The 14834-nt window shown below is 36.3% G+C and carries 18 protein-coding genes; 7 read left to right on the top strand and 11 right to left on the bottom strand.

The genetic code is table 11. The features are described from left to right. Positions 1 to 122: 122 nt before the first annotated feature. From AACP56_RS15115 to AACP56_RS15105, 3 genes are read right to left on the bottom strand one after another with little or no spacing between them, the layout of a single operon-like run. Positions 123 to 1076 carry an AAA family ATPase gene (locus AACP56_RS15115; RefSeq protein ID WP_339337773.1) on the bottom strand — a complete coding sequence of 318 codons (954 nt, stop codon included), beginning with the start codon at positions 1074 to 1076 and terminating at the stop codon, positions 123 to 125. Between the two features lie 4 nt (positions 1077 to 1080). Continuing rightward, positions 1081 to 2511 (bottom strand): peptidylprolyl isomerase, encoded by a 1431-nt coding sequence (locus tag AACP56_RS15110; RefSeq protein ID WP_339337772.1) that lies wholly within the window; start codon positions 2509 to 2511, stop codon positions 1081 to 1083. After that, on the bottom strand, positions 2498 to 3376 hold the full coding sequence (locus AACP56_RS15105; RefSeq protein ID WP_339337771.1) for a peptidyl-prolyl cis-trans isomerase: 879 nt from the start codon (positions 3374 to 3376) through the stop codon (positions 2498 to 2500). Before AACP56_RS15105 ends, AACP56_RS15110 begins: the two co-directional genes overlap by 14 nt. Before the next feature lie 117 nt (positions 3377 to 3493). Between AACP56_RS15105 and AACP56_RS15100 the strand changes: the two genes are divergently transcribed. Genes AACP56_RS15100 through AACP56_RS15085 form a run of 4 tightly spaced genes read left to right on the top strand, consistent with a single transcriptional unit; the run spans position 3494 to position 5871 of the window. Further along, positions 3494 to 3946, top strand: coding sequence for an SRPBCC family protein (locus AACP56_RS15100; RefSeq protein WP_339337770.1), 453 nt, complete (start codon positions 3494 to 3496; stop codon positions 3944 to 3946). A 4-nt stretch (positions 3947 to 3950) separates the two neighbouring features. Then, positions 3951 to 4202, top strand: a complete 252-nt coding sequence (locus AACP56_RS15095; protein WP_339337768.1) for a hypothetical protein — start codon at positions 3951 to 3953, stop codon at positions 4200 to 4202. Continuing rightward, a complete protein-coding gene (locus AACP56_RS15090; protein WP_339337766.1) occupies positions 4199 to 5359 on the top strand; it encodes a serine hydrolase in 1161 nt (386 codons plus the stop codon). The genes AACP56_RS15095 and AACP56_RS15090 overlap by 4 nt, the downstream gene beginning before the upstream one ends. After that, the gene (locus tag AACP56_RS15085; RefSeq protein ID WP_339337764.1) at positions 5356 to 5871 is read left to right on the top strand and encodes an SRPBCC family protein; all 516 of its coding nucleotides are present in this window, start codon (positions 5356 to 5358) and stop codon (positions 5869 to 5871) included. Before AACP56_RS15090 ends, AACP56_RS15085 begins: the two co-directional genes overlap by 4 nt. 48 nt (positions 5872 to 5919) lie before the next feature. On the opposite strand, the gene AACP56_RS15080 is transcribed toward AACP56_RS15085, so the two are convergent. Further along, a complete protein-coding gene (locus AACP56_RS15080; RefSeq protein ID WP_339337762.1) occupies positions 5920 to 6438 on the bottom strand; it encodes a fasciclin domain-containing protein in 519 nt (172 codons plus the stop codon). 122 nt (positions 6439 to 6560) lie between these two features. On the opposite strand from AACP56_RS15080, the gene AACP56_RS15075 reads away from it, so the two are divergent. Both AACP56_RS15075 and AACP56_RS15070 read left to right on the top strand, forming a co-directional pair. Beyond that, entirely contained in the window at positions 6561 to 7124 is a 564-nt protein-coding gene (locus AACP56_RS15075; protein WP_339337760.1) for an RNA polymerase sigma factor, read from the top strand. Further along, positions 7124 to 7876 (top strand): anti-sigma factor, encoded by a 753-nt coding sequence (locus AACP56_RS15070; RefSeq protein ID WP_339337758.1) that lies wholly within the window; start codon positions 7124 to 7126, stop codon positions 7874 to 7876. The genes AACP56_RS15075 and AACP56_RS15070 overlap by 1 nt, the downstream gene beginning before the upstream one ends. Positions 7877 to 7910: 34 nt before the next feature. On the opposite strand, the gene rimO is transcribed toward AACP56_RS15070, so the two are convergent. Then, positions 7911 to 9221 (bottom strand): 30S ribosomal protein S12 methylthiotransferase RimO, encoded by a 1311-nt coding sequence (gene rimO, locus AACP56_RS15065; RefSeq protein WP_339337756.1) that lies wholly within the window; start codon positions 9219 to 9221, stop codon positions 7911 to 7913. 122 nt (positions 9222 to 9343) lie between these two features. On the opposite strand from rimO, the gene AACP56_RS15060 reads away from it, so the two are divergent. Further along, complete coding sequence (locus tag AACP56_RS15060; protein WP_339337754.1) at positions 9344 to 10441, top strand: serine hydrolase domain-containing protein; 1098 nt, start codon at positions 9344 to 9346, stop codon at positions 10439 to 10441. Positions 10442 to 10483: 42 nt separating this feature from the next. Here AACP56_RS15060 and AACP56_RS15055 read toward each other — a convergent pair whose 3' ends face one another. The 6 genes from AACP56_RS15055 to rpmB form a co-directional block, all read right to left on the bottom strand. After that, positions 10484 to 12181: an amidase family protein gene (locus AACP56_RS15055; protein ID WP_339337752.1), complete on the bottom strand. Its 1698-nt coding sequence runs from the start codon at positions 12179 to 12181 to the stop codon at positions 10484 to 10486. A 66-nt stretch (positions 12182 to 12247) separates the two neighbouring features. Further along, on the bottom strand, positions 12248 to 13105 hold the full coding sequence (locus tag AACP56_RS15050) for a DUF2911 domain-containing protein (RefSeq protein ID WP_339337750.1): 858 nt from the start codon (positions 13103 to 13105) through the stop codon (positions 12248 to 12250). A 2-nt stretch (positions 13106 to 13107) separates the two neighbouring features. After that, complete coding sequence (gene ftsY, locus AACP56_RS15045) at positions 13108 to 14064, bottom strand: signal recognition particle-docking protein FtsY (protein WP_339337748.1); 957 nt, start codon at positions 14062 to 14064, stop codon at positions 13108 to 13110. Positions 14065 to 14171: 107 nt separating this feature from the next. Beyond that, positions 14172 to 14321, bottom strand: a complete 150-nt coding sequence (locus AACP56_RS15040; RefSeq protein ID WP_339337746.1) for a DUF4295 domain-containing protein — start codon at positions 14319 to 14321, stop codon at positions 14172 to 14174. A 51-nt stretch (positions 14322 to 14372) separates the two neighbouring features. Next, positions 14373 to 14555: a 50S ribosomal protein L33 gene (rpmG, locus tag AACP56_RS15035; protein ID WP_339337744.1), complete on the bottom strand. Its 183-nt coding sequence runs from the start codon at positions 14553 to 14555 to the stop codon at positions 14373 to 14375. A 12-nt stretch (positions 14556 to 14567) separates the two neighbouring features. Further along, positions 14568 to 14804 (bottom strand): 50S ribosomal protein L28, encoded by a 237-nt coding sequence (rpmB, locus tag AACP56_RS15030; RefSeq protein WP_339337742.1) that lies wholly within the window; start codon positions 14802 to 14804, stop codon positions 14568 to 14570. Between the last annotated feature and the right edge of the window lie 30 nt (positions 14805 to 14834).

Below are 14834 nucleotides of genomic sequence, written 5' to 3'. Positions count from 1 at the left end.
TTTTGTTAATTTATAGTTGTTAAAATTACGAAATACAAGTGGGGTATAAAACTTTTGATTCCCTATTCAACAAAAATTAGGAAATACAAAAAAAGTGATGCCTCTTTTTATTCCCTATGGAATTATAAAAGGCTATCAATAATCATTTCTTCTGATATTCCCTCAGCCTCAGCTTTGTAGTTTTTTAAAATACGATGTCTTAAAATGCCATGTGCTACGGCTTTTACATCTTCAATATCTGGGGAAAATTTACCATTTACTGCAGCATGTGCCTTCGCGGCCATGACCAAATTCTGCGAAGCTCTTGGACCAGCACCCCAATCAATATAATTTTTTACGTACTCAGATGCACCTTCTATGTTTGGCCTAGTTTTATTTACCAGATGAACAGTGTAATCAACAACGTTGTCAGGAACGGGTATTCGTCTCACCAAACGCTGAACTTCATTGATACCATCTGCACTAAAAAGAGTGTTCAATATTACTGAGTCATCTGAAGTTGTAGATTTTACAATATTAATCTCTTCTTCAATTGATGGATAAGTAAGCTTGATGGCAAACATAAAGCGGTCCAACTGTGCTTCAGGCAATGGATAGGTACCTTCTTGCTCAATGGGGTTTTGGGTAGCCAGCACAAAATAAGGAAGGTCTAATTTATGTTGTTGTCCAGCAATAGTGACCGCACGCTCCTGCATTGCCTCCAAAAGAGCCGCTTGGGTTTTAGGAGGAGTACGATTAATTTCGTCTGCAAGTATGATATTGGCAAAAACCGGACCTTTAATAAACTTAAAATTTCGGTCTTGGTCTAAAACTTCACTCCCCAAAATATCACTTGGCATCAAATCTGGAGTAAATTGGATTCTCTTGAAATCCAAACCCAAAGTTTGGGCGATTGTATTGACCATTAATGTCTTTGCCAAACCAGGCACACCTATCAATAAGGAATGTCCGCCTGTGTAAATAGAAAGTAAAATTTGGTCAACCACCTCATTTTGACCAACAATAACTTTTGAAATTTCTTTTTTTAAGGCTTGGTGCTTCTCCACCAAGTTTTGAATAGCTGCTACGTCAGACATGCATCTATTGTTTAACCCAGTTGTTGGCAAAATCGCAATCTCGGTTCTCAGAATCTACATGGATATATGTATCCTCAATATGTTCCTCCATCCACTCTTTGATTGCCTTATACTGTTTTTCGCGTAAAGCCAATTCTTGAATTTTTAAATAGTCTTTAGCAAAATCCGCTTTGTGCTCATCGAACCTATTGGTGATTTTCATGATTTTGAACTTTGGTGCGCCTCCACGCGGGTCATCTTCCCTCAAAGGTCTAGAGATTTCATTATCTTTTAAATCTCTGATTTGATTGTACAATGCAGGGTCCATTTTTGTGAGCTCAAATCGAGAACCAAAATCTATAGGATTCCTTAAAACACCTCCATCGTTTCTGGTCTCTTTTTCATCTGAGAAATTTTGCGCAGCTTCTGCAAAAGTGTACTTCCCGTCAATAATCTGCTTACGAATAGTATCCAACTCATTGGCAGCTTCTTTCATAGCACTATCAGGAATTTCTGGAATCATTAGGATGTGCCTTAAATCTACCTCTCTACCACGTATTTTTTCGACCATGATGATATGATATCCAAAAGGGGATTTAAAAGGTTCAGAAATCTCACCCTCTTGAAGACTGAATGCTACATCCTTAAATTCTTTTACAAACTGCGTTTGTTTGGTTACCGTGTAAAATCCTCCGTTGGCTCTTGAAGCCTCATCTTTGGTGTTCAAAACCGCTTTTATCCTAAAACTGGAACCATTCTCTTCAACGTCTTGTTTTATGCGCTTTAAACGGTCTATTATTTTTTGAACCTCAGCTTCAGGTGCGTCTGGTTGCTTTACTATCTGTGCAATCTCTAGCTCCGCACCAAATATAGGGCGTTCGTCTTCTGGAATCTTATAAAAAAATTGCCTTACCTCCTCTGGGGTCACCTCTATATCTTTTGTGATTTCAGTCTGCATTTTCTCGGAAAGAATACGAAGCTTGTTTATCTCAAAAAGCTCACTTCTAAAACTTTCAATATCTGGCTTTTTATAAAACTTCAACACCTTATCCATAGAACCTACTTGTGCCACAAGTTGTTGTATCTGTCTATCACTGGTAGCATTTACCTGATCATCGGAAACCAAAAGACTATCTTGCACTGCTTGATGTGCATACAAACGGTCTTCCATCAACTTACCCAATAATTGACAATGTGTAACATCCTCTGTGGAGGCACCCTGATTTCTTAGGTCTACCAGCGTTTTTTCAATGTCCGAATCCAATATTACGTAGTCGCCAATAACAGCTGCAATACCGTCCAATTTCATTCTTTTAGTGCTGGTGGTATCTTTCTTTACCAAACCAATATCTGCAACTTCAACTTCTTTTTCAGCAATAGCTATGTCTTCTTGAGCAAAACCAATAGCAAAAGAAAACAATAATAGGAACGTTATATTTTTTCTAGTCTTTTCCATAAATCTCAAACTCATTTTTCTTGATAGCCTCATCAATAATTTCTGTTTCTATTTTCTTAATCCGCGAAAGCCTTTTTCGGTTGATGATAATCTGCTTTATGTCTGGAGCAGCATAAGAAATAGGCGCAACCTCATTTATATTGAGCACTTTGCTCACCTTTCCCAAATATACCCCGATTGAATCCTGCAATTCAAAAAATTGTGAATTTTTTAAGTACTTCTCTTCATTCAAAGAAGTTAATGGTGGTATTTCCTCTATTAAGCGTGGAGCACTTACCCAAACGGAATCGTTAAAATGTAGTTTTTTAAACTGTACGGCAATAGAATCCAAGTAGGCCTTGTCTTCAGCCCTAAAATTCTTTAATTTTTGAACGATAACTTCTTTGTCCAAAAATTGCTTTGGTAATGAAACAAACCGGAGTTGCACCAACTTTTCCGTAAGTTTAAAATTCTCCTTCTCCCTATTGTAAAAATCTTGTAATTCAGAATTTGAAACCAGAGTATCGGCAGATTGGCTCACTAAAGCTTCCATGTAGGCCCTGGTATATAAATCTGTACGATAATTGGATACCAATCTATCAAATTCTTCAAGCTTATCTTCTGGTAAATTTATTTTGGCCTTGTCCAACAAAAGCTCTTTTGAGGCCCAATTATTTATGTAATTTACCACAAAAGCGGCACTATCCCTACCTGCCATGCCAGTAGGAATCAAATTGGTAACATCCTCCTTGTAAAGATATGATTCGCCTACACGGGCCAAGGGTTCTTTTTCTGGCTCTTCCTTAAAAAGAGAATCGCAAGAACTGATGGACAAACCAACCAATAAAAAAAACAGTCCGAAAACCTTTTTGTTTAAAAAATACATTCCGCAAAAATAACAATAACTTAAAGTCGTGCAAGCTATCATTACAAGCATTAACAGATTTTTAGTAGCTATTGAAAATCAATATTTTAGTACATTAGTTTTTTAAAACCACCTAACATGAAGTACACTACAGAAATCCTAATTAACCTTCCAAGGGAAGAGTTTATTAAAAAGTTGGATAATCCCGAGAATATGAAACATTGGATGCGGGGATTGTTGGACCATAAAATGATATCTGGAAAACCTGGTGAAGAAGGTGCCAGAATGACCATGAAGTTCAAAAGGGGAAAAGGAGAAATGGAAATGGTGGAAACCATAATCAAAAGAAATATGCCAGAAGAATTCCATGCAACCTACGATACCAAAGGAGTCCATAACATTCAAAAAAATTACTTTAAAGAAGAGGACGGAAAAACCAGATGGATTTCAGAGAGTGAATTTCAATTTGCAGGTTTAGGGATGAAACTTATAGGTTTTTTAATGCCCCGGGCATTTAAAAAACAATCCATGAAATATGCTCAAGACTTTAAGAACTTCGCAGAAAATGACATATCAGTAACCGATTCCTAACATTATGCAACCCGTCTTGGATAGAAAAATTAAGTTAATTTGGGATTTTAGAGGTCCGTCTGCTCCAAAAACTGCGGAACACCACAAAAAACACCTCGAAGAATTCATTGTAACTGAAGAATTAAAATTTGATATAACAGGAACACTACATATCAATGAATTGCATAGTATAGCCTATTTAGTAGTAGCAGAATTTGAAATGATACAGGTGAGAGACATGCTTAAGCCGCATAGGGGAGAAATATATAGTGAATGATCAGAAAAATAATCGATATCAAAAATAGTTTTCTATCAGCAAGTTTAATTCTCGTATTCCTTATTTTTTCTTGCTCAGACCAAAATCATAAGAATCCATTAGAGTATGCATTAGCCTCTGAAGATTTTCGCATAAAAAGGGTGATGGATAGTGTAGAGCAATATGAAGTACAGATTAGGTACACTCAAATTGATAGAAGAAACGATAGTATTTTATTTATAGATTTTGATTTTCAGGTAAATCCAAATCATTATTTCTATCCTGCAAGTACAGTAAAGTTTCCAGCAGCTGTGGCTACACTGGAAAAATTAAATAACATTGATTCAATTGATAGAAATACTAAATTTTATCTAGAAGGAGATACCATAGAAACCACTTTTGCAAGAGCAATCCAAGAAATTTTCGCGGTTAGTGATAATGCCGCAAATAATAGGCTGGTAGAATTTTTAGGTTTTGATGCTCTGAATAAAAGTCTTAGGAATCGAGGTATTGATTCCGTGCGAATTTCACACCGCCTTTCCACTACTAATGCAGATGAAGTAACCACTAAACCTATGGTTATTTATTTAAATGATAGTACGGCATCCAGTTCTAAAAGTATAATTAGTACATCCCCAGTTAACCTTACCATGGAAAAAGTTTTAAAAGGCAAGGGGTATTATAGTGATGATTCTTTGTACCTAACACCTTTTGATTTTAGCTTAAAAAATTTTTATGCGCTCCCAGCACAGCATGGGTTACTAAAAAGAGTCATTTTTCCAGAGACCTTTTCTAAATCAGAACAATTTAATTTAAGCAAAAATCAACATAGTTTTTTGCTAAATGCGATGGGCACATTGCCAAAAGATACTGGGTATAATGAAAAAGAATATTATGACAGTTATGGGAAGTTTTTTATGTATGGTGACTCTAAAGAACCCATTCCCGATTATATTAAAATCTATAACAAAGTAGGTTATGCTTACGGTACCTTAACAGATTGTGCCTACATTAAGGACACCAAGAATAATATAGATTTTATGATAACTGCTACTATTTTAGTAAACAAAGACGAAATCTTTAATGACGACAACTATGAGTATGATGAAATTGGGATTCCATTTTTGGCACAATTGGGCCGCGAATTGTACAATCAAGAATTAAAACGGAAAAGATGAACAAGCTCAGCTTTGATCAATTCACTAAAAAAATCTTTATTAAAGCTCCATTGGAAAAATTATTTTGGTGTTGGAGTACCAAAGAAGGTATTGAATCCTGGTTTTTAAGTAAAGCTATCTATACTTCTATAGATAAATATGTAAGAAAAGCTTCGGAAAATGTTCAGACAAATGATAGCTATGTTTGGGAATGGCATAATTGGGATGGTAAAGAAAAAGGCAAAATCTTAAAAACCAATAACATAGATTTTATTGAATTTTCTTTTGCTGAAAGTTGCAAGGTCTCTGTACAACTGGAACAGAAAGATGGCGCCGTACTCCTTTCCTTAAAACAATATGAAATTCCTTTAGATGAGGAAAGCAAACTAAACATCCATCACGGATGTAGTAATGGATGGACATTTTGGCTTGCCAATCTTAAAGCCTTTCTTGAGCATGGCATTTTATTAAATGAAAGAGAATATGATTTGACCAAAATGCCTTTGGCTGGTTTTGAGTTTGTAAATATGTAAAAAAGCACCGCAATGCGGTGCTTTTCTTTTATTAGATAAAACTATAAACTATTTAGGCATTACTACATTTTCAATAGCGTGGATTACTCCATTGCTCGCCATTACATCTGTGACAATAACTTTAGACTTATTTCCCTTAGAATCGGTTAAAATTACATTACTCCCTGATAGTTCCGCATGGATTTCTTCGCCTTGTAAAGTTTTTGCCATAAAACCGCCTCCGTTTGCTTTAATAGATTTTACAATGTCACCAGCGGTAAATTTTCCCGCTAACACATGATATGTAAGAATTGCAGTTAGAGTTTCTTTATTTTCAGGCTTTAATAAGGTTTCTACTGTCCCGTCAGGCAATTTGTTAAATGCTGCATTATTTGGGGCAAATACCGTCAATGGGCCATCACCTTTTAATGCGTCTACCAAGTCTGCCGCTTTTACAGCAGCAACTAAAGTAGAAAAATCATCCATAGACGCTGCAATATCTACAATGTCTTTAGATTTTTGCGCATTGGTAGTTTGAGTAAATAGAACCAATGCTGCAGTTGATAAAATAAAAACTAATTTTTTCATGTCTTTCTTTTTAGATTTAAGTATTAATGATTAAAATTTTTGAGCGCTTCTAATTTTATTTACACAGCATTTCACCCAATGGATGAAGTAAACTTGATTTTATCATATCTTTAACATTGTATATGGCTACTTACCCTGAAGATGAAGAAGTTTTAAAGCGCTTGTCCGAAAAAGATAAAAGTGCACTTTACACGATTTACGATAAATACTCTGGTGCACTTTATGGGGTGATTATACGTATGTGCAGAGACGAGGGCAAGGCGGAAGACCTTTTACAAGAAACATTTGTAAAGATTTGGCAAAAAATTGACACCTATGATTCTAGTAAAGGCAAGTTTTATACCTGGGCTTATCGCATCGCAAAAAACACAACACTCAATGCTCTTAGAAAACCTAAGCAACTCATCCAAACGGAAGATTTAAGTGTATATAAAGATAAAGTGCAGACAGAAATTACCCCTGATTTTGCACAACTAACAGGAGCGATTAAAAAGTTAGAACCGCATCATCAAGAAGCTATATCGTTAGTTTACTTTAGGGGCTATACCCATAGAGAGGCTTATGAAGAAATGGGAGTGCCCTTGGGTACTTTCAAATCATACGTCAGACAGGCACTGAGTCTTTTGCGGGAGAGTTATAAGAAAGAGTTGATAGTACTTTGGTTTTATATGGGAATTTTGATATGATGGAAAGGAAGAAAATATTGGACGAAGGACTTTTGGAAAAATATCTATTGGATGAATTAAGTGAATCTGATAGACATTTGGTTGAGAATGCCATTAAGAATGATACTGAGTTAAAGAAAAAGTTTTTGGAATTAGAAGAAGACTTTGAAAAAATGGCATTTGAAAATGCCATAAATCCGCCTCCAATAGTTAAAGACAGATTAAAGTCTAGGTTGGAAGAACCTAAAGTAAAACGATTATGGAGCAGGCCTTTTGTAGCAGCTGCGAGTATTGGTGCAATATTCCTGCTATCATCAATTTGGATGTACATAAAATGGCAAGAAACTAGGACAGAATTTGAATCTTTACAAAAACAAACTACAGTCCTCCAAGAACGCTTGGACACTCTAGAAGAAAATTATGTTTTGACCAATACCCGATTACAAACCATAGATGGTAAAAATACGATACCGCTCTTGATGAAGGGCAATGAACTTTCTCCAGATTCCAGAGCCATAGCCTACGTAAACCATAAAACCAAGATGGTGGTAGTTAATGCTGAAGGTCTAACTAAATTACCAGAGGACAAAACCTATCAAATGTGGAGTGATGTTGATGGCGAAATGATAGATATGGGAGTGTTAGAAACAAGTGAGGAATTAATTACCCTAAAATACATTGATAAGGCAGAATCTCTAAATATTACCATTGAGCCTGCAGGTGGAAATGACCACCCTACGGTTGAAAACTTAATTTCCTATGTTACATTTTAGAAGGCTCACCATATAAATCAACCCTTCGATAGGCTCAGGATGACGATACTGGTTCACCGTATAAATCAAAATCAGAAGCTTCTGTGATTTTAATATCGGTGAAATCGCCAATTTTTATGTAATGTTTTGTAGCATCTATTAAGACCTCATTATCAACATCAGGAGAATCAAATTCTGTACGACCTACAAAATGGTTACCCTCTTTTCTATCAATGATACACTTAAAGGTTTTTCCTATTTTTTCTTGGTTCAACTCCCATGAAATTTGAGATTGAATTTCCATAATTTCATTAGCTCGTTCTTGTTTTACATTCTCTGGAACATCATCCTCTAAATTGTAAGCATATGTATTCTCTTCATGGCTATAGGTAAAACATCCCAGTCGCTCAAAACGCATCTCTTGCACCCATTCTTTTAAAATCTGGTAATCTTCTTCGGTCTCCCCAGGATAGCCAACAATTAAAGTAGTTCTGATAGCCATTTCTGGAACAGCAGCTCTAAAATCCTGAAGCAACTTAGTCGTTTTTGCATAAGTAGTACCGCGACGCATACTTTTTAAGATAGCATCCGAAATATGTTGCAGCGGAATATCAATATAATTACAGATTTTATGTTCACTTCTCATCACATCTAGCACATCCATAGGAAATCCTGTTGGGAAGGCGTAATGCAAACGTATCCATTCAATTCCATCAACCTTTACCAGTTTTTGTAATAATTCGGCCAGGTTACGCTTTTTGTAAAGGTCAAGTCCGTAATAGGTAAGGTCTTGCGCAATTAAAATTAATTCCTTGACTCCTTTTGCAGCAAGTTTTTGAGCTTCAGCAACCAATTCTTCAACAGGTTTGCTTTTATGTTTTCCACGCATTAATGGTATAGCACAAAATGAACAAGGCCTATCACATCCTTCGGCAATTTTTAAATAGGCATAGTTTTTTGGCGTAGTTGTTAAACGCTCTCCGATAAGCTCATGCTTGTAATCTGCTCCTAAAGCTTTTAACAGGTTTGGTAAATCGCTAGTCCCAAAATACTCATCCACATTGGGAATCTCTTTTTGTAGGTCCGGTTTGTAACGCTCACTTAAACATCCGGTAACAAAAACCTTGTCTACATCTCCAGCTTCTTTCTTTTGAACATATTCCAAAATGGTATTTACACTTTCCTCTTTCGCATTGGCAATAAATCCACAAGTGTTAATAACTACCACATTTCCTTCTTCTTCGTGGACAACTTCTTTGTTATTCGCTTTTAGCTGTCCCATTAATACTTCAGAATCGTAAACATTTTTGCTACAACCTAAAGTTACTACGTTGATTTTGTTCTTTTTAAGTGATTTTGTGCGCATTGCTTTCTAAATGGACGGCAAAAATACAACAAGCCCCTGCAATTGGTCGATTTTAATAAATATTTCTTTGCCTGTTACGTTAAACCTTATAGGAAATCATAGGTCTTATTAAAAATTGAACCATGAAAAATCAACTGGTCTTAGTAATCTTAACATTCATTTTATATTCATGCTCTAGTGATTCTACTGATATTGAAAATCAAGTTATTACTATTAATCCTGTTCCCAGTCAAGCTTATTTTCCTCCGACGGACTCTAATGAATGGGAAACTATTACCATATCAGATTTAGGTTGGAATGAAGCTGCAGAGCAACCTCTGTATGATTTTTTGGAAAACAGAGGGACAGATGCTTTTTTAATACTTAAGAATGGTCGCATGGTCGTTGAAAAGTATTTTGGTGATTTTACACAAGACGACAACCATGTATGGAATTCAGCAGGAAAGACATTAACAGCTATGACGGTGGGAATTGCCCAAGAAGAAGGGTTTCTAGATATTAATGCTACTTCTATGGAATATTTGGGAAGTGGTTGGTCCAGCCTAACCACTGAACAAGAGCAAAATATAACAGTTTGGAACCACTTAACCATGACCACCGGTCTTGATTATGAGGTTGACGATATCTTTTGTACAGACCCAGAGTGTTTATTATTTAAAAATGAGCCTGGGGAATTCTGGTTTTATCATAATGCCCCCTATACACTATTGGACAGGATTATCACTGGAGCAACAGGAACTGATTTTAAGGATTATTTCTATACTAAAATTCGGGATAAAATTGGTATGCAAGGAATTTGGCTCCCTATCGGATATAATAATAACTATTATAGCACTGCAAGAAGTATGGCACGTTTTGGCATTCTTAATCTCAACAATGGGGTTTGGGATGGTGAAACTATTTTGGGGGATAATACTTTTTTAACAGCTATGAAAAATACTTCTCAGGATATGAACGAAGCTTACGGGTATCTTTATTGGCTTAATGGTAAAAGTAACTATCGCGTTCCTGGAGCTGAAATTGAGCTTTCTGGTAAACTTATACCAAATGCTCCAAACGACCTATATGCGGGCATGGGTAAAAACGATCAAAAATTATATGTTGTGCCCAGTGAGGAACTAGTAATTGTTCGTACGGGCGATGATGCTGGTGAAACCCTTTTAGGCCCTTCCAGTTTTGATAATGAGCTTTGGGCATTACTGAATGATTTAATGGATTAACAATTATTACAGTAACAACCTACTATACTGTATTTTACTCCACTACTCTGTATACCCCTCAGGTATCTTCCTAACTTTGGTCAAATCTTCAAAGGTCTTGCCCATTCGTAACAAATTGGCTTCTGAAAATTGTTTCCCAATGAAGGTTAAGCTAATAGGTTCTCCAGACTCTTTATATCCCATTGGGATGGTCAAAGCAGGATATTTGGCAACTGCGGCATAACCTGCATGGTAGTTATTAATAGATAAAATGGCATCTAAATCATATTTATCCATCGCATCATTAAAATAAGTGCGACCATTTTGTTCTAGTCTGATTTTTATCCCATACAATCCCGTCACGGTTGTAGAGTCTGTCAGTATACCCTCAAACAAGGCTTGCCCATAAGGGATTCTAACTAAAGAGTCTTGATTGTTAAAGGCAACCGCATCTTTAATAGAAGTAATTTTTACAGCATCCTTATCTTGAACTTCAGCATCTATATAACTAGGCAAATCATTGCGCATATCAATATTAAGAATAGAAAGAAAACCACTCATATCAACTTCTGGAGGTGTGAATTCAACAATTTCCGCACCTGCATCTTTCAATTTTATAATTGTAGCCTTATAAATGGAATCGCTTTCTATAAGTCCCTTAAAAACACCTAATTTCAATTCGCTTAATGGAATTGGTCTTTCACCAGAAGTATAAATACCTGCATAGTTTTCTTTAATTGAGGCCTTATCCTTGGGGTCATGACCCATCATTGCAGACAATAAAATTGCATTATCCGTAACATTTCTTGTCATAGGTCCAGGAGTATCTAGGGTACTGGAAATTGGCACAATACCTGTTCTGCTTAAAAGTCCAATTGTTGGTTTTAAACCTACCACAGAATTTTGACTTGAAGGAGATAAAATAGACCCTGAAGTTTCCGTACCCACTGCTGCAACGGCATAATTAGCTGCCATAGATGTTCCACTTCCTGAACTCGACCCTCCCGTTTCAAAAACCCGACGTCCATATGGGTTCAATGTTTGTCCGCCCACAGCACTATACCCAACAGGACAACCGCGACATAAAAAGTAAGCCCATTCACTTAGGTTTACTTTGCCCAATATCAATGCTCCATTCTCTTTTAACCGTTCTATAATAAATGCATCATTGGTCTCATTATCCTGTAACGCAATAGCACCTGCTGTGGTCTTCATATTATCAGTGCCAATATTATCTTTTAAAAGAATCGGCATTCCATAAATTGGATGCAATGCCTTACTTTTCTTATCCAAACTTCTAGCTTCTTCCAATACATTTGGGTTTAAAGCTATAACTGTATTTAATGTTGTTTCATTATCCAATTCGTACTTGTAAATTCTCTTTAGATAGAACAGCACCAATTCTTCATAGGAAAATTTATTGTTAGCAATATGATTTTGAATGGTATTGATGTCGTGCTCCAAAATCATGGATTTTATTTGTGCATACCGTTCTTCTGAAAATCGGGATACCTCATGGTAAAGTGGCCTAAACACATCATTTTTGTCCAACACTTTGGACTGGATAAGTTTATAACGCATGCGGCTGTTCTCATGTTCTGCATTGGCAGCAACTTCTAAAGAGTCGTTGTAGGAAGTCCAGAGTACAACATCTGTATCTGTTTCTTTGATTTCAGAATTGTTTTTGCAAGAAAAAGTAAGTACGAGTAGAATTAATAGAAAAAGTGCTTTACCGAATTTCTGAAAGGATAGCTTAGTCATTTTGTGAGTATTTTCAAGTCTGAAATCTAAATATAAGACTTCTAACTTTTGATTTAAAACTACATGTCACTTATTCTCAACAAGTGCTTTCCACTTTTGGATATTTGCTTGATTCATTCTTACAAACTCATCCTTTTCAAGTTCAGAAGCAATTTTCAAGGACTTTTCAGCAGAAGTAATAGCAGCTTTGTAATTACCTAATTCCGCTTCCACCAAACTCTTGACCCGATGAAAATAATAGGTGTCTCCTCCTAGTTCCGTTGCCTTATTTAAGTAGCCTAATGCTCTTTTTAAATCTTTATCCTGTTCTTGTAGGTAACGCGCAGCTTCATAGTAGGTTTGCGCAGTGGGGTTTTCCTTAATTTGCTTTGTAATTTCCAATTCCATCTGAGCATGCGTGTCTACCTGAAAAGGAATACTAACTTTAGTATTTGCCCAAACTAGATTCAGTTTAGCAGAATTATGGGTGACGGAATCAAAAGCTATCAAAAAATTCTCTTGGTGATATGGAATGCGTTCTGGCTTAACGGAAATTCTAAACAAATCTTCTCCTGGGTCATAATTTTTACGTCCATCTCCCCAATGTGAAATATTGGTATGAAAAGCTATTTGCCAAACTTCTTTTTCTGGGAAGGCATATAGTGCATAAGTTCCTTTGGGTAGTAACTTCCCTAAAACCTCCATATCTGTATCAACCGTAATTTTTGTGCTTTTATTGGCACCAACTCGCCAAATTCGACCATAGGGAACCAATCCACCAAATACTTTACGACCTTTGGCAGCCGGTCTTGAATATGTAATAGTAATTTCTGATAAGCCTACCTCTTGGATTATTTGAGCAAATGGACTTGCTTTTGGATGTGTTATTTGTGAGAACGTTATATTAAATATAAATAATAAGAGCAAAAGACTGAAAACTCTCATTCTTAGATATTAAAAAACGAATCTACGAACTCGTACTTATTAAAGACCTGTAAATCTTCAATCCCCTCGCCTACTCCAATATATTTTACCGGTATTTGAAACTGGTCAGAGATTCCAATGACCACGCCGCCTTTTGCTGTACCATCTAATTTGGTCACTGCCAATGAAGTCACTTCAGTAGCTTTTGTAAACTGTTTGGCCTGCTCAAAAGCGTTCTGTCCCGTAGAACCATCCAATACCAATAAGACTTCGTGTGGAGCATCTGGAACCACTTTTTGCATGACACGTTTAACCTTGGAAAGCTCGTTCATTAAATTTATCTTGTTATGTAAACGCCCTGCAGTATCTATCAAAACCACATCTGCATCATCTGCAACCGCAGAATTTAAAGTATCAAAAGCTACGGAAGCAGGGTCACTACCCATTTTCTGTTTTACTATAGGCACATCTACCCTATCTGCCCAAACCTCTAGTTGGTCAATTGCAGCCGCTCGAAAAGTATCTCCAGCACCCAAAACTACTTTTAAGCCTTTGTCCTTAAATTGCTTGGCCAATTTTCCAATAGTAGTGGTCTTACCAACACCATTTACACCCACTACCATTATTACATGTGGTTTATGGACTTTTGGCAAAGAAAAGTCGGTATCCTCACCAACATGGGTTTCAGAAAGCAGTCCCGCAATCTCTTCGCGAAGAATCTGGTTCAATTCTTCCGTTCCCATGTATTTGTCTCGAGAAACACGTTCTTCAATCCGTTCTATAATTTTTAGTGTAGTATTTACACCAACATCTGAAGTCACCAAAACCTCTTCCAGATTGTCCAATACCTCGTCATCCACTTTGGATTTACCAGCAACAGCTTTGCTCAACTTTCCAAAAAAACTGGTTTTGGACTTCTCTAAACCTTTGTCAAGGGTTTCTTTTTTGTCCTTGGAGAATATATTTTTAAAGAGACTCATGATTTGTTTTGGTTGAAAATCAAAGATAGGAAAGAAGATGGAGTTTTATAAACTAATAAAGCCACTCAGGAGAGTGGCTTTATTAATATAATTTTAAACGTTGCTTATTACTTAGCCAACCAATCGTTTACCAATTCTGGTGACATTACAGACTCAACAAAAGTATAGGCCCCAGTCTTTGGAGACTTTACCATTTTAATGGCTTTTGTTAATCTTTTTGAACTTCCTTGAAGTGTTGCTACAGTCTTCTTTGCCATGGTTATATATTTTATTGTCCACACCCAATAGCTATCAGGAGTGAAAGTCTATTACTTTATTTCTTTATGAACGGTCATACGCTTTAAGATAGGATTGAATTTTTTTATCTCCAATCTATCCGGTGTGTTCTTTTTATTCTTGGTAGTAATATATCTAGAGGTACCAGGTTGTCCTGACTCCTTGTGCTCCGTGCACTCTAAGATAACTTGAACTCTGTTGCCTTTCTTTGCCATTTTCTAATACTTTTACTTAACAAAACCTTTTGCTCTAGCATCTTTTAAGGCTGCAGAGACACCCTTTTTGTTAATTATTTTGATTCCTTTTGAGGAAACATTAAGCGTTACCCACTTATCTTCTTCAGGGATGTAGAATTTCTTCTTGGAAATATTAGCGTCAAATCTTCTCTTCGTTTTATTGATAGAGAAAGAAACGTTATTACCAAACATCACCTTTTTACCTGTAACTTCACAAATTTTGGACATCTGCCTAACTTTTGAGTGATTTTATTGAGG

The organism is Croceitalea sp. MTPC6, from assembly GCF_036985525.1.
Lineage (GTDB): Bacteria > Bacteroidota > Bacteroidia > Flavobacteriales > Flavobacteriaceae > Croceitalea.
The sequence above is the reverse complement of the archived record's forward strand: the minus strand, read 5'-3'. Positions and strand labels throughout refer to the sequence as shown.